Consider the following 24339-nt stretch of genomic DNA (forward strand, 5'->3'; position numbering starts at 1 on the left):
GGCGACCAGCTCCAAGCCCACCCGCAGCCCGGGAACCGAGGCGCGCCCCCCCCCCCACCCCACCGAACCCACCCAAATTAATACCCCCCCCCCCCCCCCGCCCCTGCCGGCCCGCGCGCCCGGCGGGGGGGGGGGGGGGGGGGGGGGGGGGGGGGGGGGGGGGCCGCCCCCCCCCCCCCCCCCCGAAACGGTGAAAGGGCGGGACCGGGGCCAGCCCGCCGCAGGCGCCCCCACCCCCACCCCCGTAGGCACCACCCTCCGCCACCTCCTCGCCACCACCCTCGAACTCGCCCCGGACACCATCCACGACGACGACCTCCTCCTCACCCACCTCCACATCAATTCCCTCCGCATCGCCCAGATCGCCACCGAAGCCGCCCAGGCCCTCGGCCGCGCCGCCCCCACCGACACCAGCGCTCTCGCCGGCGCCACCGTGGCCGGCCTGGCCGCGTACCTGGAGGCGCTGCCCCCAGCCGCCGCCGCGGAGGACGACGACCGCGCCCCGGACGGTGCAGGCGGCCCGTGGGTGCGGGCCTACACCCACCACCTGGCACCCCGCCCCGCCGCCGCATCCCCCGCCACACCCTCCGCGGCCCCGGTCACCTACGACTGGACGTACGACATCCCCGAGCAGCACCCCCTCGCCCCGGCCGTCCGCAAGGCGTTCCCCACGGGCGGCGAAGGCCCGCGCGCCACCGTGGTGGCGCTCCCGCCCGACGAGGGCCGCGGCGACCCCGACGCCTGGCTCGCCACCCTCCAGGCGGCGGCCGCGATCACCACCCCTCTCCTCGTCGTCCATCACCGCGGCTGCGGCCCCGCCCTGGCCCGTTCCCTCGCCGCCGAACGCCCCGGCCTCGACTGCCTGGTCGTCGACGTGCCGCCGCATTCCGACGGTCCGGCCCTGGCCGCCGCGGAGGCGGCCCGCGGCATCCGCGGCTATGCGGAGGTCGTGTACGACGACGAGGGCCGACGCCACGTACCGGTCACCGCGCACCACCCCCTGCCCCCGCCCGACGCGGCGGCCGTACCGCTGGGCCCCGCCGACGTGTGCCTGGTGACCGGCGGGGCGAAGGGCATCGGTGCCGAGTCGGCGCTGGCCCTCGCCCGGGCGACCGGTGTGCGGTGCGTCCTGCTGGGGCGTTCCGACCCGGCCGCGGACGCGGAAGTCGCCGCGACCTTGCGCCGGTTCGCCGCGGAGGGCCTCACCGCGCGCTACGCGCTCGCCGACGTGACCGACCCGGCCGCCGTGCGCCGTGCCGTCGCCGGGACCCTCGCCGGGACCGGCCCCGTCACCGCCGTCCTGCACTGCGCGGGCCGCAACGACCCGGGCCGGATCGAGGACCTCACCCCCGCCCGCCTGCGTGCCGCGCTCGCGCCCAAGTGCGACGGCCTGGAGGCCGTCCTGGCCGCCGTCGACCCGCAGCGGCTGCGCCTGCTGGTGACGTACGGTTCGGTGATCGCCCGCATCGGCCTGCCGGGGGAGGCGCACTACGCCCTGGCCAACGACCGGCTGCGCCACCGCACCGAGGAACTGGCGGCCGCCCTGCCGCACTGCCGCTGCCTGAGCGTGGAGTGGTCGCAGTGGGAGGGCACGGGCATGGCCCACCGCCTGGGCGCCGTGGAGGCGCTGCGCCGCCAGGGAGTGGCGCCGATCCCGGTCGCGGCCGGCACCCGCGTCCTGCTGTCCCTCCTGGCCGCCGGCGACCTGCCCACGACCGTGATGGTGGCCGGGCGCCTGCCGCGCACCCCGACCCTGCGGTACGCGGACGAGTCCCTGCCGCTGCTGCGCTTCCTGGAGCGGCCGCTCGTCCACCAGCCCGGCGTGGAGGTCGTGGCCGAGGCCCGTGTGGGCCCGGGCAGCGACCCGTACCTGGCCGACCACGCCCTCGACGGCGTACCCCTGCTGCCGGCCGTGGTCGGCCTGGAGGCCATGGCCCAGGCGGCGGCCGCCGTCACGGGGACGGGGCACGACACCGTCCGCACCGTCACCGACGTCGCCTTCGAACGGCCCGTCACCGTCCCCCCGGACGGCTCCCGCACCGTCCGCGTCGCCGCCCTGTGCCACGACGACGGCACCGTCGTCACGGTCGTGCGCAGCGACGAGACCGGTTTCGCGACCGACCACTTCCGCGCCACCTTTCGCACGGCCGCCGAGCCCGCCGCCCCCGCGCCGCCCTCCGGCCGTACCGACCCCGCCCGCTCACCGCACTACGGCGACCTGTTCTTCCACGGCCCCCGCTTCCACCGCCTGGTGCGCTACCGGCACCTCAGCGGCCGCAGCTGCGTGGCCGAGGTGGCGGCGGGCGGCGCGGGGGAGTGGTTCGGCGGCTTCCACAGTCCGCGGCTGCTCCTCGGCGACGCTGCTCTGCGCGACGCGTACGTCCACGTGCTGCAGGGCTGCGTGCCGCACCGGCGCGTGCTGCCGGTGGCCGTGGACGCCGTACGGTTCCACGGCCCGGCACCCCGGGAAGGCACCGTGCTGGTGCACGCCCACGAGACGGCGCACGACGCCGACGGCCACCGCTACGACGTACGCGTCGAGGACGCCACCGGCACCGTCCTGGAGACCTGGCACGGCCTGCGGCTGAAGGACGTGGGCCCCCTGCCCCGGCCCGCCGGTGCGCCCTGGCCCGCCGAACTCCTCGGCCCGTACCTCACCCGCAGCCTCGACCACCTGCTGCCCGACGCCCGCGCCGACCTCACCGCCGGTGCCGCGGCCGACGGCCCGTCCGCCGCGCACGGCTTCCGCAGCGCCGCCCACCTCGGCGACCGCGCCCTCGTCGCCCTCGCCGGCCGGCCCGTGGCCGTCGACTGGGCCCCCGTGCCCGGCGCACCCCCCGAGCGCTGGCGCGCCCTGCTCGGTCCCCGCGCGGCCGCCGTCGCCGACGAAGCGCAGCGGGCGACAGGCGGCGGACCCGGCCACGGATACGCCCGCCTGCTGACCTGCCGCCAGACCCTCCTCGCCCTCGGCGCCCGCCCGGACGCCGCCCTGCGCGTGGAACGCGTCACCGCCGACGGCTGGGTCCTGCTGCGCGCCGGCGACCTGACCGTGGCCACCGTCGTCGTCCGCGTCACCGGCCTGCCCTCCCCGGTCGCCGTGGCGATCGCCACCGCGCCGCCCCTCCCCGTACCGCAGTCCGTCCGCATCCGGGTCGCCGGGGGCCGCGCATGACGCCCGCCCCGCGCACCTACGTCCACCGCCACCGCGTGCCGTTCGAGGAGACCAACCTCGCCGGCAACGTCTACTTCGCCCACTACGTGCGCTGGCAGGGCCACTGCCGCGAAGCCTTCCTGGCCGACCACGCCCCCGGCACGGTCGCCGCCTTCGCCCACGGCCTCACCCTCGTGACGGTCTCCTGCGACATGGAGTACCTGCGCGAGTGCCGCGCCCTCGACGAGATCGACCTCCACCTCTCCCTGCGCCACCTCGCCGGCAACCGCATCGAGATGGCCTTCGACTACCTACGTGCCGGCACCCCGCCGGAGCTCGTGGCCCGCGGCCACCAGACCGTCGCCTGCATGCGCCGCACCGGCGACGTCATGGAGCCCGAGCCCCTGCCGGAGGAACTCCTCACCGCCCTCGAACCCTTCAGCCGCTGACCGAGGGGACAACCATGGCCCGAACCCTCCCCGTCACCACCGACCGGCGCACCACGGCCTGCGCCCTCGTGGGCCTCGCCGCGGGCATCCTGCTCGCCGTCCTCTGGTCGGCCAAACTCGTCGACGGCCTGGGCGTGGACACGGCCGACGGCCTCCTGGGCCGCGACTCCCTCAAGGACGACATCCCCGGCACCGGCGCCGGCGCCCTCTTCGCCTTCGTCGTGGGCCTCGCGGGCACGTTCACGGCCTGCAACGTGGCCGCGTTCGGCGCCCTCGCCCCCATGGCCGGCACGGCCGACACCCGCAGCGGCCGCCTGGCGGCCGCACTACGGCCGCTCGGCCTGGTCACGGCCGCGGCGGTCGCCGTCGCCGCGCTCTACGGCGGCATCTGCGCCGCCATCGGCCCGGACATCCCGCAACTCTCGCAGTCCACCGGCAACGGCGGCATCCCGCCACGCGCCCTCCAGGCCCTGATCGCCTTCACCGTCATCGGCCTGACGATGATCTGGCTCGGCCTCTCCGCCCTCGGCCTGGCCCCCGACCCCCTCACCCACCGCACCCGACTCCTCCTCATCGGCGCCCTCATCGGCGGCTTCGTCATCGGCCGCCCCTACCCCCTCTTCCGCAAGACCTTCGCCTACGCCGCCGACACGCACAACGCCCTGTACGGCGCCCTCCTCTTCGCCCTGATCGCCCTCGGCAACGTCGCGGTCGTGGCCGTACTCTTCCTCCTCCTCGCCCTGCCCGGCCACGGCCGCATCCCCCGCCGCCTCCACGCCGCCCCGGGCCGCGCGGCAGCGCTCTCCGGCACGGCGCTCCTGCTGTTCGGCACGTTCACCGTCGTCTACTGGGGCATCCGCCTCCCGGCCCGCTACGACTACGGGTGGTTCCCGACGATGCCGTGGAATGCGGCCTGAGCGAGCCGACGAAGGCGGCGAAAGCCACCCAGGCGGCGCGGGGGACGATGACGGCGGGGCCGTCGGGGGCCTTGGAGTCGCGTATGCCGATGCGTTCCGGCAGGACGGCTATGGAGACACAGCTGCCGCCGCCGTCGTCGATGCTGTACGAGGACTTGAACCAGAGGGGCTCGTCAACGTTGGGAGCTGCGAGGCGAGATTCAGTATTCATCGATCTCTCTTGCCAGTCGGTGAAGAAAATCGGGGGTTTTGGCGGGAGCCAGAGCACCTTCCCGCATTGCGTCGAACTTCCGGGCGTGCTTCCACACTTCCCGTCGTTTGTCCGACACGGTCATGACGGATGGCCCTTCCGTCATGACGACAGGATCAAGGCCACCATCGAAGTCCAAGATGACGAAGTTGTGGAAAGCGCGATACGTGGCCAGATTCTGCGGCAGGATCTGCACCGTCACGTGGTCGAGCGAGGCCATTCGCTCGATCTCTTCATACTGCTCGCGCATGACGTCAGGACCTCCGATCATGCATCGCAGAGCACTCTCGTCCAGGATCACCCGCATCTCGACAGGATTCTCGCCGCCCAAGATGTGCTTCCTCTTCATGCGGAAGGCCACGTTCTCTTCGACGAACTCGGTCGTCCTTTCGTCGACCGGCTTGGCCACCATGAACATCGCGCGAGCGTAGTTCTCTGTCTGCAGCAGCCCGAAGACCACCTGGGAATGCCAGGCGCGCATGGCCTTGGCGTCCGACTCCAGCCCGACGTACAGCGGCTGCCCCGACGGCATGAAGTTCTGGTACGGGCGGTACCAGTCGTCACTGAGGGAGTCCCGGTGAAGACTGAGCAGGTGATCGCGGCCATCGATGTCGGTCACCCCGTAGAAGTCGAGCAGGTCTTCGAGGTCGCGCACGCGAGGCAGCTGGTTGTGACCGGACTCGACCCTGCTGAGCTTCGATTCCGAGCATTCGATGGCAGCTGCTGCCTCCTTCGTGCCGAATCCCTTCCTCTCCCGCAGGCGCCGGAGCTCCTTGCCGAGCTCCCTCCGCCGAAACGTGGGACCACGTCGCGCTGCCATCCCGACCCTTCCTTGCCGTACCCGTCCGCGCGCCTCAGTACCCGCTCAGTTCAGCCCTGTTGGCCCTCGGCGCGCCCCTGTTAGGCGAGTTTCCACCCGCTGATGGTCTGCGCGAAGGCGTTTGCCGTGAGCAGGCATATGCCAGTTTCAAAGCATCCGCCCATTAAGTTGCACCGCAACTGACGACTGCGCGACGGTGGTCGAGTCAGCCCCCCGACTTGCTGCCGTCCGCAAGGAGTCGACGCATGCCCCCGTTCCCCTTCACCGGACACTCCGGCGGTGCTGCAATCCGCACCGACCTCGCGAATATCCGAACCATCAGCGAACTGATTAACGAAACCGTCGCCAATGAACGCTGGCTGCCCGCCCCCGCGAGGGTCCGCACCGTCACGGCCCGCCTGCGCGTGTTCGTCGACAGAACTGCCGCCGAGGTCGAGGCAGCAGCCGTGCGGCTCCCCGCAGGGGACACCGTCCGCGCCGAGGCGCTGACCGCCGTACGGGAGGCGCGGTACCGGCTGGGGCTGGGCGCCGGGGCCGGCTACGCGTCGGCGATCACGTTCGCCCGCAGCCTCGGCCGCGTGGCAGAGGAACTCCTCCACCACCAGCGCGCCATGACGCAGGTTCCTGCGGTCACCGTGCCCGGCACGGCCGGGCAGGACGTCATCGTGCTGGGACCGACCGAGACCTGCGCCCACTGCCTGACCCTGGTCGGCCGCCGCCAGGCCCAGGAACTCCACCGCGACTGGTCGGCAGCTCGCCGCACGAACGCGCAGCTCGCCGCACACCGCAGTGCGGCTCACGCCGCACTGTGCTGAACCAAGAACGACCCGCAGCCGGACGCTCAGCCACACCACACGTGACACGAGCGGAGCGTCTCCACCGGCGCGCGCCACATCGCGGCAGCAGCCAGCTCCCCCTCAGCCACGAACCTACGGCGCGATCTCCTCACGCACCCGCATCCGCGACGGCACGAGAACGGCGACCAGCTCCAAGCCCACCCGCAGCCCGGGAACCGAGGCGCGCCCCCCACCCCTCCCCTCGTAGCCAGCCAAAGTTCTGACCCGCACCAGCCCACGGACGAAGCCCGCAGCGGCGCATCGCCCCCGCCCTGCCGCACACGTCCGCACAGGGCACGTACGCACAGGGCACGTACGCACCGGCCTCGCTAGGCCCAGGCACGAGCTGGAACGCTGGCACAGGCGCGTCGTCCGCTGCCCCGTGCGTCCTGCCTGCGGTCAGAACGTTGGCTGGCTACGAGGGGAGGGGTGGGGGGCGCGGGTCGGTTCCCGGTCTGCGGGCCGGTGGGAGGCCGGTCGCCGTTCTCCTGCCGTCACCACTGCAGCAGCGTACGGAGACCGCGCCGTCCGTCCGTGGCTGAGGGGGAGCTGGCTGCTGCCGCGATGTGGCTGACGCCGGTGGAGACGCTCCGCTCGTGTCACGTTCGTCGTGGCGGGGCGTCCGGCTGACCCGTGTGGCTGATTGCCGTCGGGGTGCCCCCGAAAGCATCGATGCCGCAGCCGCTGGGAGGAGGGGAAAGGGGGTGAGCTGGGACGGCCCACCGGATGCGACAAGGCGGCTCCGGCTTCGGGGGTAGATCCATTATCCCCACGCGGGGAGGCGTCTGTCACCGTGCTCCGGAATGATCTTTACGTCGGATTTGCACCCCTAGGCTTGCGGCGGACACAAACCCGGATCCGACCAGGGAGTTGAAAGTGGCGCACGACGTTGCCGCGCTGGCAGGGGAACTGAGGGACATGGCTGCGGCCGATCACCGGTCCGCAGTCTGCGCCAACAGCGATGAGCCCGCGGAGCAATTGGCCTGGCGGCGACTGACCGCACGGCACGGTGACCGGCTCCGCGAGATCATGGAGGAATACGGCTGGCCGACGGCGGAACTCGTCGGCGAGGAGGCCGCACGCGCGGCATGGCTGATCGCCCAGCATGCCGACCGGCAGCTCGACGTTCAGCGTCGGGCCCTGCAGTTGATGGAGCAAGCGGTGTCGGCAGGCTCGGCCGGCGCCCGCGAGCTGGCCTTCCTGCGCGACCGCACGCTGGTCAACGAGGGCCGCAAACAGATCTACGGCACTCAGATCGCCGGTGTGAAGGACGGGGCACCGGTTCCGTGGCCCTGTGAAGAGCCCGAGCGCATGGACGCACTCCGTGCGGAAGTCGGCATCGAGCCGTTCGACGAGTACGTCGCCAAGTTCTCCATGGCCTGACGCCCGTCCCCAGCCGTGTCCGGCGGGCTCACTCGCCGCGGGGAGTGAGCCGCCGGACGGCCTGGAGCCTGCCTGACGGGTCGGTGACGGTCGGGAGGACAAGTCGTTCTGGTCAATGTGGGGCGGGGCGATCGGAGAGACGATGAGTGGGTTCGGCCGGAGCCGCACCTGCCCAAGAACGTGGGCCGGGGTGGGCGGTGGCAGTGTCACCGTCGTGTGATCGACGGGATTCTGTTCCGTCTGCGGACCGGTATCCCGTGGCGGGATCTGCCGACTCGGTTCGGGAAATGGCAGACGGTCCACCCCCGCCATCGCCGGCGGACGGCACCGTGCGCGTACGCGGCCGGACCGCTTGTGCGCGGACCGGGCCTGCGGCTCACGGCGCAACCGCCGCTACCTGCGCCGGCAGCAGATCAAGCACACCATCCCCGAGCCGAAGAACCAGCGGGCCAACCGCCAGCGCCGCGGCAGTGCGGGCGGCCGGCCCTGCGGGTTTGACCGGCCAACCCACCGGCGCAGGAACGAAGTGGAGCGAACGATCTTGGCGCTCAAGGGGTTCCGGGCCGTGGCGACCCGGTACGAGAAGCGGGCGTGCGTCTTTCACGGCACCGTCACCATCGCCGCGCTCCGGCTCTGGCTCTGGCTCCGGGCGAGGTCAGGAGGTCCGGGCGGTGCGCTCGTGGCGCAGCAGGACCACCTGGGAGTCGAAGGTCCGGGACTCGGTCAGGGTGAGGTCGATGCGCTGCTGCGGGGTGGTGAAGACGGGCTTGCCGCCGCCGAGCACGACGGGGTGGACGAAGATCTGGTACTCGTCGATCAGCTGGTGCTCGGTGAGGAAGCCGGCCAGCGTGGAGCCGCCGAACAGCAGCAGGTGGGCGCCGCTGTCCTTGAGGGCGGTGAGCTGCTCGATGACGTCGGTGTTGATGACGCGTGTGTTCCAGTCCGCCTCGGTCAGCGTCGAGGAGACGACGACCTTGGACGCCTTGCGCCACACGGGCGCGAACGCGAGGTCGTGCTCGTGGGTGGAGTACTCCTCGGCGCGGGGCCAGAAGCCGGACATCATGTCCCACACCACCCGGCCGTACAGGAAGATGTCGGCGCTGTCGGTGAGGGCCTGCGAGTAGGCGGACAGTTCACCGTCCATGCGGGGCCAGTCGAACTCCCCGTTGGGGCCTTCGATGAAGCCGTCCAGCGACTGGTGCACGAAGTGCGTGATCTTGCCCATGAGTACCGGGTCCCCCTTGGTTACAGGTATCCGGACGGCCGTCGGCCGCCCTTGTGTACGATGTCCACATTCGAAGGGTGCGGCGATCCGCACCCCCGAGTGATCATGCGTGAAGCCTAGACGACCTAAGTGGATGCTGTCCACATTGGAGGCAGCGGCCATGGCGACAGCCGGGAACGAAAAGCCTCAACGGGATACCTACCGCCACGGTGACCTCCGCAACGCACTGATCGAGGCCGCCCTCGAACTCGCCCGCCAGGGCGGCGCGGAGGCCATCGTGCTGCGCGCCGCCACGAGGCAGGCCGGGGTGGTCCCCAACGCCGCCTACCGGCACTTCGCCGACCGCGACGCCCTGCTGCACGCCGTCTCCCAGGCGGCCATGGCCCAGGTCGCCCGCACGATGGAGGCCGAGCAGGCCGCCCTGCTGCCCACCGAGGACCCGGTGTCCGCCGCCCCGGCGCCGAGTTCCTCGCCTGGTCCGCCGTCCACGGACTCGCCGTCCTGCTCATTGACGGCCCCCTCCGGGGCCTCCACCCCACCCCGGCCCACGACGCCGGCCAGCACCTCATCGACATGATCGAGCGCGGCATCTGACACCACCGAGGAGCGGCACCTCGGCACGCTCGACCCGTCAGACAGGCCCTAGGGCGCGTCCCGGGGCCGGGGCGGGCCGGTGAGGTGGGTCAGGGCTGCCGTGCGGAAGGCCGCGACCAGGCTCCTGCGGTCGCCGGCGCGGCTGGCGAGCACGACCTGGCCGGGCTCGACGCCCCGCACGGCGATCGTGACGAGGTCCGGGCGGCGGTTGGTCGTCATGGCACCCGCCGGTACGAGGGCCACGGCCTGGCCGCTCGCGATGACTTCGTGTTTGTCCTCGATGGATTCCACCACGGGGCCCTCCGGTGCGCGGCGACCGTCCGGGCGCGGGTCGACGCGCCAGAAGGCGTTCCACATCGGGTCGGGCAGGCAGACCATGGGTTCCTCGGCGATGTCGTCCAGGGCGACGGACTCCTTGCCGGCCAGCCGGTGGTCGACGGGCACCATGAGCAGCCGCGGCTCGTCGTACAGGACCGTCACCTGCAGGCCGTCGGTGGCGAACGGCATCCTGGCCACCACGACGTCGACCTGGTGCTTCAGCAGTGCCGCGCGCGGCTGGTTCCATGCGAGGTGGTGCGTGTGCACCTCGGCCTCCGGGTGCCGGCGGCGCAGGTCGCGTACGGCGGGGGTAATGATGAGGCCGGTGGTGTAGCCGATGGCGACGCGGGTGGGCTCGGCCGTCTCGCGGGTCTGTGCCACGGCCTGGGCCGCGGAGCGCAGGAGCGTCCTCGCGTGCCGCAGGAAGGTTTCGCCGGCCTCGGTGGGGTGGGTGCCTTGAGGGGTGCGGTCCAGCAGGCGGGCTCCCAGCTGTTCTTCCAGGCGGCGGATCTGCCGGCTCAGGGACGGCTGTGCGAGGTGCAGGACGGCCGCGGCGCGTCCGAAGTGCCGTTGTTCGGCCACGACGGTGAAGTAGCGCACCAGGCGTAAATCCAGATCCACGGAGGAGTCGGACGTCTCAGGCATGTTCCGACTGTATTCCGAGCCGGGGCACGGGCCGCCGGTCTGTGGTGATGCTCATGGCGCATCGCGTGTTCCGGAACAGGTCTTGGACCGCGGGGGCGGGGTGGGGCGAGGGTGGGGACACCGGTTGGAATCCCGAGCAAGTGAGGTACTCATGAAACTCATCGTCCGGACCGGGCTCGCCGCCGTCCTGGCCGCGGGCACCATCGCCGCGGCCGTCGCACCGGCCTCCGCTGCCGTGACCGGGCACACCGGCACCGTGGCCGGCGTGCACGCGGCGGTGGCGAACCCCAAGACGATCAAGGCCGCCGCGTACAACCAGGCGCGGAGCATCCTGGCGAACGCCGGAAGCCAGACGGCCGCCAAGTCGCACCCCATCCATGGCAAGGACGACGTGCCCGTCGGCTACGGCACCAGCCTGCTGGCCGCGTCCCGGGACGAGTTCCGCAACACCGACCGCCATCTCCCCGCGAAGCAAAAGAAGTCGGGCATGTCGATACCGCACTACAACGCCGTCCACGCCGCGGCGAAAACCATGGGCATCACCCGGTGGTGACCCACCGCTGACGCCTCGCCCCGCAGGCCCTGCTCCCGGAGACGGGGGCAGGGCCTGTCCTGCGGAGCTTCGTCCTGCGGGGCGCCGTGGTCCGGCCGGTCAGCCGTTCCCCGGCTCGGAGGCGCGGGCGTGCGTCGGCAGCATCAGTGCCGAGTCCGTGTGGAGCGTGATGCGCACCGGTGCGAAGGTGGTGGCGTCCACGGGGGACTCCCCGGTGCCGGGGTTGCGGGCGTAGCGCGGGTGGGCGCCTCCGCTGATCTGCCAGCGTATGCGGTGGCCGGCGGCAAATCGGTGGGCGGTCGAGCTCATCGGCACGGTGATCTGCGACGGTTTCTCCGCGTCCGCATTCACGCGGCCCAGCCCGTCGCAGATGTTGACGGAGCGGCCTTGTGCGTCGACGTCGCACAGGCGGGTGAAGACGTCGGCGTGACCGGTGTCCGTGGAGATGCCGAGCCGTGCCGAGACCGGCCCGAGGATGTCGACGGGCTCGGTCAGTGGGGCGCTGGTGAACGTCAGGACGTCGTCCCGGGACTCCAGGCTGCCGTTGTCGCGAGGGCCGGCGGTGCGGGAGAGCAGGGGGCCGCCCAGGGAGGGGGTCGGGTCGCCCGGGTCGTAGCGGAAGGACGCCAACGGTGCGGAGTCCGTGGGGGCTTGTTGGGTGAGGTGGCCCTGGGCGAGGGGGAACCACGGGCAGGGGGTGACGGCCGGCGGCCAGTCGTCGAGGTTCTGCCAGGCGTTCTCGCCGCCGACGTGGACGCGCACCCTGGTGGGGCGGAGGCCGGAGGGGTCGGCGTGCAGGTGGGCGCGCAGCCAGGCGAGGCTCTCGGCGAAGACCTCGGGCCAGCCCTGTTGCAGGGCGGAGGTGTGGGTCCAGGGGCCGACGAGCAGGGCGGTCTCGCATCCGGCCCGGCGCAACCGGGCGTACTGCTCCAGGGTCTGGTCGGCCAGCGCGTCGTGCCATCCGGTGATCAGGCTCGTGGGCACGGCGAGCCGTTCCGCGGCCTCGGCGAGCGATGCGCCGTGCCAGTAGGCGTCGTCGGCGTCCGGGTGTGTCATCACGTCGTCCAGCCAGGGCACCTCGCTGCGGAAGGCCGACGCGTGCGCACCCCGCAGTGGCTGCGCGGTGGTGACCTCGCGCAGGCGGCGGTGCAGGCGCAGGGTCGCCCTGAGGAACGGTGCCGTGCCCTGGTGCTGGTAGGTCATGCCCACGCCGACGGCGAGGGCGGTCTCCAGGTGCAGCGCACCGTGCGCGTGGAACAGGGCGTGGGGATCGTGCAGGCCCACCTGTACGACCATGGCCTTCAGTTCCGGCGGCGGGTCCGTGGCGAGGGCCCACTGCACGTAGCCGAGGTAGCTGGGGCCGACGGTCCCGAGTGTTCCGTTGAACCAGGGCTGCTCGCGCAGCCAGGACACCGTGGCCCGGCCGTCGGCGGCCTCGTTGCGCCACAGGTCGAACGCGCCGCCCGAGCCGCCGGTGCCGCGGCAGCTCTGCAGGATCACGTGAAAGCCCTGTTCGGCGAAGAGCAGGCCGTACATGGGGGACCACGGCAGGCCCCTGCCGTAGGGCGAGCGCACCAGGAGGGTGGGGAAGTCCCCTTCGGTGCGGGGGAAGTAGTGGTCCGTGATCAGCGGGCTGCCGTCGGCGGCCGGTACCACCAGCCCCGGCTCCCACCCGACCTTGTGCGCTCCGGCCGGGAGGCGGCGCCACGCCGCCCTCATCAGCCGTGAGGACAGGGGCGGTTTCCCGGCAGCAGAACGGTGCGTGCGTGACATCGTCGTTCCCCTCCTGTATTCCGTACGATGTACGAGAATAGAGGGTGCTTGACTGGGTCACGGCCACCGGGATCAAGGAAGGAGCGTGGACCATGCCCCGCGACGAAGGGGCCGGCACCCCGGGCATCGACCCCCGGCAGCTCTGGCTGAGCCCCGACCGGCCCCGCAGGGGCCGCAAGCCCGCCTACAGCCGGGAGACGATCACCGCCGCCGCCGTCGCCCTCGCGGACGCCGAGGGCCTCGAAGCGGTCACCATGCGTGCGGTGGCCGCACGGGTCGGAGCCGGTGTCATGTCGCTCTACAGCTACGCCCCCGACAAGGAGACGTTGCTGCACCTGATGGTCGACCACGTCAGCGGCGAACTGCCGACCACCGCACCCGCGCTCACCGGCGACTGGCGTGCCGACCTGAAGGCCATCGCCCACCTCCAGCGCGGCCTCATGCTGCGCCACCCCTGGCTGCCCGCCGCCCTGGCCACCCGCCGCATCCCCGGACCCAACACCCTGGCCTTCCTGGAACGCGTGCTGGTCGCCCTGCGGCCCACGGGGCTGAACGGTGCGGCGAAGCTGGAGATCTTCGCCCAGCTCACGGGATTCGTGGCCGGGCATCTCGCCCATGAGATCGCGCAGGCCGCAGCCGCGCAGTGCCCCGACCGGGCCGCGGCCGAAGCCCGCTACCTCGCCGCTGTCGCCGCGGACGGCCGCCACCCGGAACTCGCCGAAGCCCTTTCCGCCCCCGGGCGTTCCCTCACCCCCGAAGCCACCTTCGCCCGGTTCCTCGACCGCCTGATCGACGGCCTCGACAGCGGCTGACGGGGCAGTCGCGGCGAAATGACGCGGGAAATGAGCAATCCGCCCTGCGAATGCCACCGGCAGGGCGGATCACTCGACTGCTTCACCTGTCTTCGCGTGCCCGGAGGAACTCAGCCGAGGCAGAAGAGGTTCGACGCATCGATGTGCTTCTTGTGCTTCTTCAGGGCCCAGTACCAGACGTCACCCGTCACCCCGAAGCAGAGCTTCGGTCCGTAGAGACCGAGGGTCAGGTCGGCGCCGGCCACCGAGATGGACGGGTGGATCGTGATGCTGCTGTGGAGTCGCGAGAGCTCGAAGTGCGAACTCGCCAGACCGTGACCGAAGACCGTGGGCGTGACGTCCAGCTTCGCGTGCCAATCGGAACCGAGCTGCGCGTCCACCGAAATCCTCAGGGAGAGGACGCCCGGGACGATGGTGATGTTGAACTGCTTGCTGATGTCGGCCCCGGTCCGGGTCGCGGACTCGGCTGCCGCTATTTCCGTGAACTGAGGCTCGGGCAGCTCCGCGACGGCCGCCTCGTACTTCTTCACGAGATCGGACACGTCCTCGCCGACCCATTCGGCGACTGGACGCAGTTCGTCGGTGAGATACGTGGTCACATCCACCTCTGAAACCCCCTTCAGGCGTGATGAGCGCCCCGGATGTCCGGCAACGCGTTTGCGGTGCGGAAGGGAACCTATCTGCGGAATCCCAGGGATTGGAGGCGAAAAAAGGCCATCTCGCACGTGTTGCAGGAAATGACTAGCCTGTGCTGAAGAGCCGGCGTTTGTCTGGTTGTGCGGGTGGTGTTCGCCTGCTGTCGTGAGTCCGCCGAGGCCCCGGAGGGGCCACCGCCAACAGCCCAACTTGAAAGAAGGCAACCGCACCCGGGTCGCATAACTTACCGATAGCGAGTTCTCCCTCTACCGGAAGGAAGCTCACTCATGGCTATCGACTTGTGCAACAAGTCCCCGGCCTCCCTGGCCGAGGGCGACCCGGGGGCGTGGGCCGCGGCCGGGCCCGAGGACCCGGTGCTGCTGGAGGACCTCGGGTCCGAGCAGCGTGACGCGCTCAACTTCGCCTACCGCACCACCCTCAGCAACGTCGACCCGCGCTTCGTCGCCGGCGACCCGGCCGCCTGGGCCAGCGACTTCGGGTACGCGCTGGACCGCGTGGCCATCCGGCTCGACAACCGTTCCAACGACGAGCTGCGCGAGCAGGCCCTGAAGCACCCCGACCCGGCGATGCGCGAACAGGCGCTGTACGAGTACGCCGACCGGGACCACGCCGACGCCATCGAGCTGCTGGCCCAGGCCATCCGCGACGACACCGACCGCCAGGTGCGCTGGGACGCGCTGTGGGCCGTGGAGAAGCTGGGCGGGGCGCGGGCCGTGGCGACGCTGCAGACGTTCCTGAAGGACCCGGATCCCGAGATCGCCGAGTGGTCGCGGCTGTTCATCAGCGAGCTGCAGACCGGCGATCCGGCCTTCGACGGGCGCGAGGGGAAGTCGACACCCGGCCGTACCTTCGACGAGACGATCTTCCTGCTCATCCACTGCGACCTGTACGTGCGGCTGGACGACTCCAACCAGCACTGGGGCAAGTTCTCCCTCGCCCCGCAGGGCCTGGCCCGCGTCTACGGTCAGGCGCACGCCTGCCCCAACGTCGCCACCCGCGAGAAGCAGCTGGTGATCGCCAAGACGATCGAGGGCCTGCACGCCGACGGCTCCCCGCACGTGGACAACTACCTCTTCCGCGGTTTCACCGACCGCACGCGCCGTGACCGGGGCAACTTCTTCTTCGAGTCGCTGGTGCCCCGGCCGTTCTTCAAGTCCGGCCGCGCCGACGACCCCTCGCAGGGCGTGCGCCAGGCCCAGATCGGCTTCGCGCGCTACGGCACCTGGCACCTGGAGCCGCGCTTCACGATCCACGACGAGTACGCCATCCGGTACGTGCGCGGCCGCTTCCAGGGCTGGGGTCACCTGAACCTCGCCCGGATCGCGGGCAAGCCGCTGGAGGAGGTCCTCACTCCGGGCAACGGCGTGCTGTCCACCCTGCACGACCCCGAGGTGGGCCCGATGACCAACGCCTTCATCCTCGGCACGTTCAAGGGCAAGCTCAACGACTGGGACGGCGACGGCGTCATCGACCTCAACTCCCGTCCCGTCTACTCCACCGTCGACGGCGAGATCGACTCCGACCAGGACGGCATCGCCGACGAGCCCGGCCTGACCTGCTGCGACTGGACGGCCCGGCAGCAGCTGCCGTGAGGCGGCGCGCCGCGCCGCAGCACCCGGTAACCCACAGCCCTGAAAGGGGAGAGATGTCCGCTCCTACGCAGCGGCCGTCCGTGGTCTATGGCCGCCCGGTCACCACCGACGGTGTGCGCAACCTCTACTCGGGCACGAAGGTCGTGCCCTGGACCCCGCCCGACCCGGGCATCGACAACCTCGGCATCACCTCCGTGGACACCTTCGCCGTACCCGGTGTCGGCGAGTACACCGTGCCCTTCGACGGGTACGTGCGCGTGGTGCGCTCCCGGCCCACCTCCGAGGAGTGGTCCAAGGCCGAGGTCTACACCAACCTCATCGAGATGAAGATGGAGGGCTCCTGCGAAGAACTCGGCCACATCACCGTCACCCTCAACCCCGACTGCCTGTCCACCGGCCAGATCCGCACGCCCTTCGACCCGTACGCCGGCGAGGGCCCGGCCGCCAAGGCGTGCCGCATGGCCGTCGGCGCCACCTTCGACATGCCCAAGCTGGGCCTGCAGCTGGCCAACAAGGAACCGATCATCCTGACGATCGACGACGTCCGGCAGATCCCGCCGGCCGGCTCCCCCGGCAAGGGGCAGATCTACCGGATGCTGCCGCTGCACGACGTGCGGCGCATGGACGATGCGCCCGTCGCCTACGTCACCAGCCTGCGCTTCACCATGGGTGGCTACCTGCCCTGGGAGCGCTTCGGCGAGGAGCGCAAGGAGTACGGCAAGTAGAGGAGTACGGCGAGTAGGCGCACGACCACCACCGTTTCCGTGAAGGAAGGTGCTCATGTCGTCCGACGACTTCCGTCCGCGCGGCCTCGCCCGCGAGTCCGCCGCGTTCCCGCCCCTGGGCGGCAGCGCCCGGCCCGTCGCCCAGGACCGGTTCGAACGTCTCGTCAGCACTGTCACCGTGCCCGAGCCGCCGGAGGCGGTGTGGACCGCCCTCACCGACCCGGACCGGGTGGCGCACTGGCTGGCGGTCTGCCGGGGCCCGTGGGCGGTCGCCGGGCGGGAGTCGATGCTGGACTTCGAGGACGGCGAGTTCTTCTGGTGCCGCACCCTCGCCGCCACCGCCCCGCGGGCGCAGCGGCCCGGCACGCTGCGCCTGCTGTGGCGGTGGGTCGGCGTGGGCCCGGCCACCGCCGTCACCTGGACGGTGACGGCCGACCCGGCGGGGTCGGTCGTCACCGTCGTCGAGGAGGCCGACAACCCGCCCTCGGACTGGCGCTCCTGGAACGGCATGGGCTGGCCCGGCATCCTCGACCAGCTCGCCGCCCACCTGCGCACCGGCACCACCTGGCGCTGGCCCTGGCGCCGGGTGGGCCCCTACCTGCAGATCCCCCTGCCCGTCCCCGCCTACCGGGCCTGGCAGGAGCTCACCTCGCCGGCCGGCGTCCAGCACTGGTTGCAGCGCACGACCGGCACGCTCGCCGCCGGCGAGGACCTCGTGCTCGTCATGGGCGACGCCAGTGGCACCGTACGGATGCACGTCACCCGAGCCGTGGAGGCGGCCCAGGAGTTCCCCTCGTACCTGCCGTACCTGGAGTTCGAGCTGCGCCGCCCCGCCTGGGACACGGCGCTCGGCGGCCGGCTGTGGATCGAACCGGCCGGGCTGGAGAGCTCGCTGCTGCAGGTGTGCCACTTCGGCTGGGAGAACCTCGACATCCCCGACCCGCTCACCGAACGCCGCATCCTCACCGGCTACTGGACGGCCGCCGCGGACCGCGCCCGCGCGCTGTTCCTGCCCCAGGGCCCGCCCGCCGGCCCCCACGGCTGGTCGACGGGCGCGGCGGCGCCCGCCATGCCGGCCGGCGCCCAGGACCCCTTGGCCGCGGCGCAATTCCTCGGCCGCGTGACGGACGACCTGGCCACCGCCATGGCCGGCGTGCTGTGCGCCCTGGGCGTACGCCTCGGCCTCTTCGCCGCGCTCGGCACCGCGGGACCGGCCACCGCCACCGAACTCGCCGACCGCACCGGCCTGTCGCAGCGGCACCTGCTGGAGTGGCTGCGGGGCCTGACCAGCGCCGGCTACCTCGAACACGACCGCGCCGACGACCGGTACGCGCTGCCGCCCGCCCACGCCGCCGTCCTCGCCTTCGAGGACTCCCCCCTGCACCTCGCGCCCGGCTTCGCGCTCATCCCGCCGCTGGCCGCCGCCGTCGAGGACGTCGCCACCGACTTCCGCACCGGCAAGGGGCTGGAGCGTACGGCGTACTCCGAGCAGCTGTTCACGGCGATGGAGCGCATGAGCGCGACCTGGCTGGAGCAGCAGCTCACCGAGCAGTGGATACCGGCCGTGCCCGGCCTGGTGCCCGCCCTCGAACAGGGCGGTGCCGTGGCCGACATCGGCTGTGGTGGCGGCCTGGCCCTGATCCGGCTGGCCCGCTGCTTCCCCGCCTGCCGTCTGACCGGCTACGACCTGCACGAGCCGAACGTGCGCCGGGCGCGGGAGGCGGTGCGCGAGGCGGGCCTCGCGGACCGCGTGAGTGTCGCGGCCGCCGACGCGGCCTCGGCCCTGGCGGACGCCGGGCCGCTGCATCTGGTGACCATGTTCGACGTCCTGCACGACGCCGCCGCGCCCGAGGACCTCCTGCGCGCCGTGCGCTCCGCGCTGGAGCCGGACGGGGTGCTGCTCGTTCTGGAGGCCCCCGCGGCCGACGACCCCGCCGACAACGCCGGCCCGCAGGCCACCGTCCTGTACGCCACCAGCACCCTGTACTGCCTGCCCACCGCCCTCGCCGACGGCGCGCCCGGCCACGGCACGCTCGGGCTGCCGCCGTCGGAGATCCACCGCCTGGCGGGGGAGGCGGGCTTCGGCCGGGTGGAAGAGGTGCCCACGGGCAGCCCGTTCACCGCCCTGTACGCCCTGCGGCCGTGATGACCCGATGGCCGTGATGCCCCGATGAACGAGAACCCTTTCGAGCGTCTGCTGGCCCTGAAGGACACCATGACGCCGTGGGCCCTGCGGGCCGTGGTCACCCTGGGGGTGCCCGACCTGCTGGCCGGCGGGCCCGTCGGCGTCGGTGAACTGGCCGCCCGCACCGGCACCGCACCGGACGCCCTGCACCGCGCGCTGCGCCTGCTGGCGGCGCACGGCGTCTTCCACGAGCCCGAGCCCGGGCTCTTCGCTCCCACCGGCCTGTCCCGGCTGCTGGAATCGGGCCACCCCATGAGCCTGCGCCCCTGGCTCGACCTCGACGGCGCCATCGGCCGCGGCGACCGGGCCTGCGTCCACATGGTGGAGGCCCTGCGCACGGGATCCCCGGTCCACGAGCGGGCGTACGGGCGCGGGGTGTGGGACGACCTCGCCGCCGACCCGGCGCTGGCGGCCTCGTTCGACGAGGCCATGCGCCACCGGGCGGCGACCCTGGCCCCGGCCCTGGCGGCGGCGTACGACTGGCGGACCGTACGCCACGTCCTGGACGCGGGCGGCGGCACGGGCGCGATCCTGGCCGAACTCCTGCGCAGCCACCCCCACTTGCGCGGCACGCTCCTGGACCGTGCCACGGCGGTGGCGGCGGCCCGCGCCGCGTGGGGCGACACGGCGGGAGGCCGCCGCTGCACCTTCGCGGAGGGCAGCTTCTTCGCCCCCCTGCCGCCCGGCGCGGACGTGATCCTGCTGGCGAACGTCCTGCACGACTGGCCGGACGAACACGCCACGGCGCTGTTGCGCCGCTGCCGGGAGGCCCTGCCGCCCGGCGGTCGCGTCCTGGTCGCCGAACACGTCCGCGACGCCACCGCCGACGCCGGCCTGCTGGAGCTCGACCTGCTCCTGCTCCTCGTCTACGGCGGCCGCGAACGCACCCTCGACGACTTCCGCGCGGTGGCGTCACCGGCCGGCCTGGAGCTGACGGAGGTGACGCCGACGAAAGCGGGAGTGAGCCTGCTGACCCACTCCCCGCGGGTCACTTGGTGAGGACCCACTTCGCGGTCTCCTTGGCGAAGCCGGAGTCCGGGGTGAACTGGACGCTCTGCGGCTTGGTGCCGTCCGGGACGGACACCACGACGTAGCCCAGGGCCTTCTCGCCGGGGGCGAGCTTGACCGAGGCGGGCATGTTGGGGCCCGCGGTGGTCTCGCCGATGGAGTGGGTGAAGCCCTGGCCCTGGGCGTCCAGGACCTTGACGCCGTTGGCGGGGCTGTCGTCGTAGACGGCCTTGCCCTTGTTCACGATCTCCAGCTGGGCGGCGACCCAGTGCTTGCCCGCGGCGGGCTTCATGAACTTGTTGTTGCTCTGGGCCGGGTCGACCCAGTTCTTCAGCGTGACGGCGATCTCCACGCCGGCCTTGTTCTTGACCGGGACGGTGGAGCCGGAGGTCGGCGTGCCCTGGGGGGCCGTCGCATCGCCGCCCGGCGTGTCCTTGCCCGGGGCCTCCTTGCCGGGCGTCTCCTTGCCGGGTGCGGCGCTCGAGGCGGCGCCGGACGGCGCGGTGGCCGGGTCGGCCGGGTCGGCGTTGTCGTTGCAGGCCGTGGCGGCGAACGCGAGCGTGCCGACGATCAGGGCGGTGCCGAGCTTGCGGCGCATGGTGGATCCCCCGTGGTTGATCTTTGGATTGACGTGCACATTCTTACCGCGCGCCGACCCGTGATCCGCCCACGGAAGCCCGTCCGGGACGTTCTGTGACAGGGCGGTGATCAAACCATGGCGCATTCCGATCAATCAGCCGCGGATCAGTCGGCTGTCGATCAGCCGGCCGCCGATCGGCCAGCCGTCGATCAGTAGGCCGCCGATCAGACAGCCGTCGACCGGTCAGCCTCCGGCGGAAAGGTGTGGTCCCCCTCACCGGTCAGCACCAGCGAGACGCCCCGGCCCGGTCCCGGCGGCCAGGCCATCAGGCGCAACAGGGCGGCCATGCCCGGCCCCAGCGGCACCGGTGCCATGCCCATGCGCCGCGCCTGCGGGACGGCCCGCATCGTGTGGGCCTGCCCCGCCCCGCTCCACACCGACCACTCCGCGACGACGGTCGCGCAGTGCGGCAGCACGGCCGCGCGGCGCAGGGCCTGCCGGCGCAGCAGCTCGTTGGCGAGCCCGTAGCCGCCCATCTGCCGGTGCGGCACACGGGCGGTGATCGAGCCGAAGACGACCACCTGCCGCAGCGCGGTGACGTCGAGGGCGTCCAGGACAGCGTGCAGGCCGCCGGCCTTGGCCGCCTGCAGCCGGGCCAGGTCCGCGGGGTGGGCGCCGGCCACCGGGCCGCCGTCCACCAGGCCCGCGCAGTGCACCACCGCGTGCACGGGCGCGGCGAGCCGCCACAGGGCGGCCGCCACGGCCTTGGGGTCGGTGACGTCCGCGGTGAGCACGCGGGTACGGGGCACGGCGGCCCGCAGGCGGGCCAGCAGGCGGGCGGAGACGGGGTCCAGTTGCCCGGGTGCGGTCACGTCCAGCAGCACCGGCCGCCACCCGGCGCGGGCCGCGAGCACGCCCGCCGCCCGCAGCCCCAGCCCGCCCAGGCCGCCGGTGACCAGCACGGTGCCGCCGGCCGGGGCGGGCGCGGCCGCCGGCAGGGCGGCCGGCCGCCAGACGGTACGGGTGGCCGCACCGTCCTGGGCGACGCGCACCTCGGCCCCGTCGCCGGCCGCCCGCACCAGGCGGGCGACGCGCTCGGCGGTGAGCGGACCGGACTGCTCCAGCGCGATGACCTTCAGGCCCGGCGCCTCCAGCGCCGCCGCCCGCAGCAGGCTCGCGCCGCCCGCACCCCGGTGCACCAGCACCAGACGGCGGCCGGGGGTGGCGGCGGCCCGGGCGACGCCCTCCAGCAGCAGGGCGTTGTCCCGCGGCCGGTGCTCGGCGCCGAGCACGACGGCGACGGCCCTCTCGCCGTCGGGCCGGGAGGCGTGCTGCAGGGCGGCGACGAGGCGGTCGGGCGCGGCCGTGCCGTGCAGCACGGACCAGCGGAAGGGGGCGGCGACCGGGGCGGTGCCCTCGTCGGGCAGCGCTTGCGGAGCCGTACGGAACGCTCGTACTCCTCGTACTGCTGCGGGGCCGTCCATGGGGGCTCCAGGAGGTCGGGGACGTCAGCTGTTGAGGGCCGTGAGCAAGGTGGGAACGGCCTCCCCCTGGAAGTCGACGTCCACGTCGAACTCGTTGATCATTCCTTCGAGGACCAGCAGCGACATCAACGGGAAGACGAACGCCGGCGCGGCCGCGATCCCCGAGCGCCGCTGCAGGTCGAACAGGCGGGTGGCGAACGGCGCCAGCCGGAACTCCCCGGCCCTGCGCCCCGTCGTGGCCGCCACCAACGCGACGATGCCGGCCCGGAAGGCGTCCAGGTCGACGCCCGGCGGAATGTGCTCGGCGCTGCGCAGCACCACGTCGGCGCACTCCTCGCCCCGCCCCAGGGACATGTTCATGAAGAACTCGGCGAACAACCGGCGCACCGGCGGTTCCAGCCGGACCACGAACCCCGCGTCCAGCAGCACCACCACCCCGTCCGGGGCGAGATAGAGGTTGCCCGGATGCATGTCGCAGTGCACCAGACCGTCGATGAACAGCATCCGGTACACGCCCTGCAGCACGTGCCGCACGACCTGCCGCCGCTGCTCGCGGTCCAGCTGCCCGGCCCGGAAGCGGTGCAGGGGCTCGACGAAGTCCATCACCAGCGCGCCCGGACCGCACGCCTGCGGCACCGGGGCCGGCAGCCGGAAGTACGGCAGCGCGGCCAGGTTCGCCCGCAGCGCCGCCAGCGACCGCGCCTCCTGCTCCAGGTCCAGCTGGCCGAGCACCGCCCCGCCGACCTCCTCGACGATGCGCAGCGCCGGCACCTTGCGCAACGGCGGCAACCGCTGCACCAGCAGCGCACCTGCCCGCAGCAGCGCGAAATCGGCGCGCATGCGGCGCTCGATGCCCGGGCGGCGCAGCTTGACCGCCACCCGGCGCCCGTCGGCCAGCTCGGCCCGGTGCACGCACGCGATGCTGCCGCTGGCCGTGGCCCGGTGGTCGAACACGGCGAACGGACGCGCCGCGGGCTCCGGCCCGTACGCCTCGGCCAGCGCCCGGTCCGTCTGCGCCCGCGTCATCGGCGCCACCCGGTCGTGCAGCCGGCCCAGCGCCGTGCACACCCGGGGCGGCAGCAGATCGCTGCGGGTGCTCAGCAACTGCCCGCCCTTGACGTACGTCGGCCCCAGACCGCACAGCAGCCGCGCCGCCCGGCGCCCGAGCACGTCCGGCACCTGCCGCGGCCCCGCCCGTACGGCGTCGAGGGCGCCGGCCGCGGCGTGCCGGGCGGTCAGCGCGGTCAGGCACGCGATCCGGGCCGCGAGCGCGGTGCGGCCGACGGGGGCGGTGCGGTCGACGGGGGTGGTGCGGCCGGCGGGGGCGGTGCGTTCTGACATCTGCAACGTTCTCTCCTCTCGGCGGGCGAACTCGCCTGGAGAAACGCCGACTTGGAGCGTTGACAGTGCTGGGAGGCTACATAATATGGGAGCGATCTGTCCGGCGGAAGCGGCGACGGAGGACGACCATGCCGCAGGACGCACCGGGCCCCGGCCCGGACCAGCAGCCGCGCGCGACGACCCTCGGGGTACCCGCCGGGGAGGCGGTGCCGGGAGCGGTGCGCCTCGCCGTACGCCTCGCCGCACCGCCCGAGCGCGTCTGGCCCGCACTGACCGAGCCCGACCGGGTGGCCGAATGGTTCGGCGACCTCGCCGCCCCGCTGCGCCCCGGCGAGGACAACCGCCTCGACTTCGAGGACGGCGACTTCTTCACCCTGCGCCCCACCCTCCTCGACCCCGCACGCCAACTCACGTACGAATGGCGCTTCCTGGGCATCGGCACACGACAGCGCATCGCCTGGACCCTTGACCGGGACGGCGCCGGCACCCTGCTGACCGTCACCGACCACGACACCACCCGCACCCCCGCCGAGGCCGGCCAGCTGCTGGAGGGCTGGCGGGACTTCCTCACCCGCCTCGCCACCCACCTGCACACCGGCACCGGAGCCCGCTACGCCCTGCGCGACGACATCGACGGCGCCGTCGACCTGCCCCCCGGCCCGTACCGGCCGCTGACCCACCCCGCGCTCCTCGACTGGCTGCCCGTCGCCGAGGACGGCTTCCGGCCCGCCTGGTTCTTCGTCGTCGACGACGAAGGACCCCGCCGCTTCGCCCTGCGCGACTGGGAACTGCGCGACGGACAGCGCCTGGAGTTCGCCGTGGGGATTCCCGGCGCCCACACCCACCCCCGCGCCCGCATCACCCTCGCACCCCTCGCGGACGGCACCGGCCACCGGCTCGCCTTCACCCACCGCGGCTGGACCCGGCTCGGCCTGCCCGACCGACGGGCCCAGGAACTGCGCCGCCGCTTCACCGCCACCTGGACCGCCTCGCTGGCCGCCGCCCGCGAACGCGCCCACCACGCCGCCCGCCCGGACTGAC

Annotated in this window: 22 protein-coding genes and 1 pseudogene; 14 read left to right on the forward strand and 9 right to left on the reverse strand. The window is 72.9% G+C overall.

Annotation, left to right across the window (positions count from 1 at the left end; translation table 11 throughout):
• Window positions 1-190: 190 nt before the first annotated feature.
• Genes AC27L3_RS25945 through AC27L3_RS25955 form a run of 3 tightly spaced genes read left to right on the forward strand, consistent with a single transcriptional unit; the run spans window position 191 to window position 4517 of the window.
• Window positions 191-3172 carry an SDR family NAD(P)-dependent oxidoreductase gene (locus AC27L3_RS25945; protein ID WP_487236478.1) on the forward strand — a complete coding sequence of 994 codons (2982 nt, stop codon included), beginning with the start codon at window positions 191-193 and terminating at the stop codon, window positions 3170-3172.
• Window positions 3169-3600 carry an acyl-CoA thioesterase gene (locus AC27L3_RS25950; protein WP_487236479.1) on the forward strand — a complete coding sequence of 144 codons (432 nt, stop codon included), beginning with the start codon at window positions 3169-3171 and terminating at the stop codon, window positions 3598-3600. The genes AC27L3_RS25945 and AC27L3_RS25950 overlap by 4 nt, the downstream gene beginning before the upstream one ends.
• A gap of 14 nt (window positions 3601-3614) precedes the next feature.
• Window positions 3615-4517, forward strand: a complete 903-nt coding sequence (locus AC27L3_RS25955) for a hypothetical protein (protein ID WP_487236480.1) — start codon at window positions 3615-3617, stop codon at window positions 4515-4517.
• Here AC27L3_RS25955 and AC27L3_RS25960 read toward each other — a convergent pair.
• Together AC27L3_RS25960 and AC27L3_RS25965 are read right to left on the reverse strand one after the other, a co-directional pair.
• Window positions 4435-4728, reverse strand: coding sequence for a DUF397 domain-containing protein (locus AC27L3_RS25960; protein WP_487236481.1), 294 nt, complete (start codon window positions 4726-4728; stop codon window positions 4435-4437). The two genes, AC27L3_RS25955 and AC27L3_RS25960, sit on opposite strands and share 83 nt — an antisense overlap.
• Entirely contained in the window at window positions 4718-5587 is an 870-nt protein-coding gene (locus AC27L3_RS25965; protein ID WP_487236482.1) for a helix-turn-helix domain-containing protein, read from the reverse strand. The genes AC27L3_RS25960 and AC27L3_RS25965 overlap by 11 nt, the downstream gene beginning before the upstream one ends.
• Window positions 5588-5832: 245 nt before the next feature.
• Here AC27L3_RS25965 and AC27L3_RS25970 point away from each other — a divergent pair, with 245 nt between their 5' ends.
• The 3 genes and pseudogenes from AC27L3_RS25970 to AC27L3_RS25980 form a co-directional block, all read left to right on the forward strand.
• A complete protein-coding gene (locus AC27L3_RS25970) occupies window positions 5833-6402 on the forward strand; it encodes a DUF6415 family natural product biosynthesis protein (protein ID WP_487236483.1) in 570 nt (189 codons plus the stop codon).
• An 897-nt stretch (window positions 6403-7299) separates the two neighbouring features.
• Complete coding sequence (locus AC27L3_RS25975; protein WP_487236484.1) at window positions 7300-7806, forward strand: DUF6624 domain-containing protein; 507 nt, start codon at window positions 7300-7302, stop codon at window positions 7804-7806.
• 117 nt (window positions 7807-7923) lie between these two features.
• Window positions 7924-8446 (forward strand): annotated as a pseudogene (locus AC27L3_RS25980) (transposase); the annotation flags it as partial.
• 15 nt (window positions 8447-8461) lie between these two features.
• Here AC27L3_RS25980 and AC27L3_RS25985 read toward each other — a convergent pair.
• Window positions 8462-9031 (reverse strand): dihydrofolate reductase family protein, encoded by a 570-nt coding sequence (locus AC27L3_RS25985; protein ID WP_487236485.1) that lies wholly within the window; start codon window positions 9029-9031, stop codon window positions 8462-8464.
• Between the two features lie 160 nt (window positions 9032-9191).
• On the opposite strand from AC27L3_RS25985, the gene AC27L3_RS25990 reads away from it, so the two are divergent.
• A complete protein-coding gene (locus AC27L3_RS25990; protein ID WP_487236486.1) occupies window positions 9192-9608 on the forward strand; it encodes a TetR/AcrR family transcriptional regulator in 417 nt (138 codons plus the stop codon).
• 65 nt (window positions 9609-9673) lie between these two features.
• On the opposite strand, the gene AC27L3_RS25995 is transcribed toward AC27L3_RS25990, so the two are convergent.
• Complete coding sequence (locus AC27L3_RS25995) at window positions 9674-10588, reverse strand: LysR family transcriptional regulator (protein ID WP_487236487.1); 915 nt, start codon at window positions 10586-10588, stop codon at window positions 9674-9676.
• A gap of 151 nt (window positions 10589-10739) precedes the next feature.
• Here AC27L3_RS25995 and AC27L3_RS26000 point away from each other — a divergent pair, with 151 nt between their 5' ends.
• Complete coding sequence (locus AC27L3_RS26000) at window positions 10740-11141, forward strand: hypothetical protein (RefSeq protein WP_487236488.1); 402 nt, start codon at window positions 10740-10742, stop codon at window positions 11139-11141.
• A 99-nt stretch (window positions 11142-11240) separates the two neighbouring features.
• Here the strand turns inward: AC27L3_RS26000 and AC27L3_RS26005 are convergent, their stop codons facing one another.
• Window positions 11241-12914 carry a CocE/NonD family hydrolase gene (locus AC27L3_RS26005; RefSeq protein ID WP_487236489.1) on the reverse strand — a complete coding sequence of 558 codons (1674 nt, stop codon included), beginning with the start codon at window positions 12912-12914 and terminating at the stop codon, window positions 11241-11243.
• 92 nt (window positions 12915-13006) lie between these two features.
• On the opposite strand from AC27L3_RS26005, the gene AC27L3_RS26010 reads away from it, so the two are divergent.
• Window positions 13007-13726, forward strand: a complete 720-nt coding sequence (locus AC27L3_RS26010) for a TetR/AcrR family transcriptional regulator (protein WP_487236490.1) — start codon at window positions 13007-13009, stop codon at window positions 13724-13726.
• A 110-nt stretch (window positions 13727-13836) separates the two neighbouring features.
• On the opposite strand, the gene AC27L3_RS26015 is transcribed toward AC27L3_RS26010, so the two are convergent.
• Entirely contained in the window at window positions 13837-14331 is a 495-nt protein-coding gene (locus AC27L3_RS26015) for a hypothetical protein (protein WP_487236491.1), read from the reverse strand.
• Window positions 14332-14649: 318 nt separating this feature from the next.
• Between AC27L3_RS26015 and AC27L3_RS26020 the strand changes: the two genes are divergently transcribed.
• From AC27L3_RS26020 to AC27L3_RS26035, 4 genes are read left to right on the forward strand one after another with little or no spacing between them, the layout of a single operon-like run.
• Window positions 14650-15975, forward strand: coding sequence for a HEAT repeat domain-containing protein (locus AC27L3_RS26020; protein ID WP_487236492.1), 1326 nt, complete (start codon window positions 14650-14652; stop codon window positions 15973-15975).
• A gap of 53 nt (window positions 15976-16028) precedes the next feature.
• Window positions 16029-16700, forward strand: coding sequence for a DUF6073 family protein (locus tag AC27L3_RS26025; protein WP_487236493.1), 672 nt, complete (start codon window positions 16029-16031; stop codon window positions 16698-16700).
• A 55-nt stretch (window positions 16701-16755) separates the two neighbouring features.
• The gene (locus AC27L3_RS26030; protein WP_487236494.1) at window positions 16756-18846 is read left to right on the forward strand and encodes a methyltransferase domain-containing protein; all 2091 of its coding nucleotides are present in this window, start codon (window positions 16756-16758) and stop codon (window positions 18844-18846) included.
• 24 nt (window positions 18847-18870) lie between these two features.
• Window positions 18871-19884 (forward strand): methyltransferase, encoded by a 1014-nt coding sequence (locus tag AC27L3_RS26035; protein ID WP_487236495.1) that lies wholly within the window; start codon window positions 18871-18873, stop codon window positions 19882-19884.
• Here the strand turns inward: AC27L3_RS26035 and AC27L3_RS26040 are convergent.
• From AC27L3_RS26040 to AC27L3_RS26050, 3 genes are all read right to left on the reverse strand, one after another.
• Window positions 19874-20491, reverse strand: coding sequence for a DUF4352 domain-containing protein (locus AC27L3_RS26040; RefSeq protein WP_487236496.1), 618 nt, complete (start codon window positions 20489-20491; stop codon window positions 19874-19876). The two genes, AC27L3_RS26035 and AC27L3_RS26040, sit on opposite strands and share 11 nt — an antisense overlap.
• A 206-nt stretch (window positions 20492-20697) precedes the next feature.
• Window positions 20698-21957 carry a KR domain-containing protein gene (locus tag AC27L3_RS26045; RefSeq protein ID WP_487236497.1) on the reverse strand — a complete coding sequence of 420 codons (1260 nt, stop codon included), beginning with the start codon at window positions 21955-21957 and terminating at the stop codon, window positions 20698-20700.
• A 24-nt stretch (window positions 21958-21981) separates the two neighbouring features.
• Entirely contained in the window at window positions 21982-23298 is a 1317-nt protein-coding gene (locus AC27L3_RS26050; RefSeq protein ID WP_487236498.1) for an ABC1 kinase family protein, read from the reverse strand.
• A 128-nt stretch (window positions 23299-23426) separates the two neighbouring features.
• Between AC27L3_RS26050 and AC27L3_RS26055 the strand changes: the two genes are divergently transcribed.
• Window positions 23427-24338 carry an SRPBCC domain-containing protein gene (locus AC27L3_RS26055; RefSeq protein WP_487236499.1) on the forward strand — a complete coding sequence of 304 codons (912 nt, stop codon included), beginning with the start codon at window positions 23427-23429 and terminating at the stop codon, window positions 24336-24338.
• The last annotated feature ends 1 nt before the right edge of the window (window position 24339 follow it).

The sequence above is a fragment of the Streptomyces sp. PKA51 genome (genome assembly GCF_057552455.1).

Coding starts and splice junctions, on each gene's coding strand:
- AC27L3_RS25950 (WP_487236479.1), top strand. CDS start 3,169: ATGACGCCCGCCCCGCGCACCTACGTCCACCGCCACCGCGTGCCGTTC.
- AC27L3_RS25955 (WP_487236480.1), top strand. CDS start 3,615: ATGGCCCGAACCCTCCCCGTCACCACCGACCGGCGCACCACGGCCTGC.
- AC27L3_RS25960 (WP_487236481.1), bottom strand. CDS start 4,728: ATGAATACTGAATCTCGCCTCGCAGCTCCCAACGTTGACGAGCCCCTC.
- AC27L3_RS25965 (WP_487236482.1), bottom strand. CDS start 5,587: ATGGCAGCGCGACGTGGTCCCACGTTTCGGCGGAGGGAGCTCGGCAAG.
- AC27L3_RS25970 (WP_487236483.1), top strand. CDS start 5,833: ATGCCCCCGTTCCCCTTCACCGGACACTCCGGCGGTGCTGCAATCCGC.
- AC27L3_RS25985 (WP_487236485.1), bottom strand. CDS start 9,031: ATGGGCAAGATCACGCACTTCGTGCACCAGTCGCTGGACGGCTTCATC.
- AC27L3_RS25990 (WP_487236486.1), top strand. CDS start 9,192: ATGGCGACAGCCGGGAACGAAAAGCCTCAACGGGATACCTACCGCCAC.
- AC27L3_RS25995 (WP_487236487.1), bottom strand. CDS start 10,588: ATGCCTGAGACGTCCGACTCCTCCGTGGATCTGGATTTACGCCTGGTG.
- AC27L3_RS26000 (WP_487236488.1), top strand. CDS start 10,740: ATGAAACTCATCGTCCGGACCGGGCTCGCCGCCGTCCTGGCCGCGGGC.
- AC27L3_RS26005 (WP_487236489.1), bottom strand. CDS start 12,914: ATGTCACGCACGCACCGTTCTGCTGCCGGGAAACCGCCCCTGTCCTCA.
- AC27L3_RS26010 (WP_487236490.1), top strand. CDS start 13,007: ATGCCCCGCGACGAAGGGGCCGGCACCCCGGGCATCGACCCCCGGCAG.
- AC27L3_RS26020 (WP_487236492.1), top strand. CDS start 14,650: ATGGCTATCGACTTGTGCAACAAGTCCCCGGCCTCCCTGGCCGAGGGC.
- AC27L3_RS26025 (WP_487236493.1), top strand. CDS start 16,029: ATGTCCGCTCCTACGCAGCGGCCGTCCGTGGTCTATGGCCGCCCGGTC.
- AC27L3_RS26030 (WP_487236494.1), top strand. CDS start 16,756: ATGTCGTCCGACGACTTCCGTCCGCGCGGCCTCGCCCGCGAGTCCGCC.
- AC27L3_RS26035 (WP_487236495.1), top strand. CDS start 18,871: ATGAACGAGAACCCTTTCGAGCGTCTGCTGGCCCTGAAGGACACCATG.
- AC27L3_RS26040 (WP_487236496.1), bottom strand. CDS start 20,491: ATGCGCCGCAAGCTCGGCACCGCCCTGATCGTCGGCACGCTCGCGTTC.
- AC27L3_RS26045 (WP_487236497.1), bottom strand. CDS start 21,957: ATGGACGGCCCCGCAGCAGTACGAGGAGTACGAGCGTTCCGTACGGCT.
- AC27L3_RS26050 (WP_487236498.1), bottom strand. CDS start 23,298: ATGTCAGAACGCACCGCCCCCGCCGGCCGCACCACCCCCGTCGACCGC.
- AC27L3_RS26055 (WP_487236499.1), top strand. CDS start 23,427: ATGCCGCAGGACGCACCGGGCCCCGGCCCGGACCAGCAGCCGCGCGCG.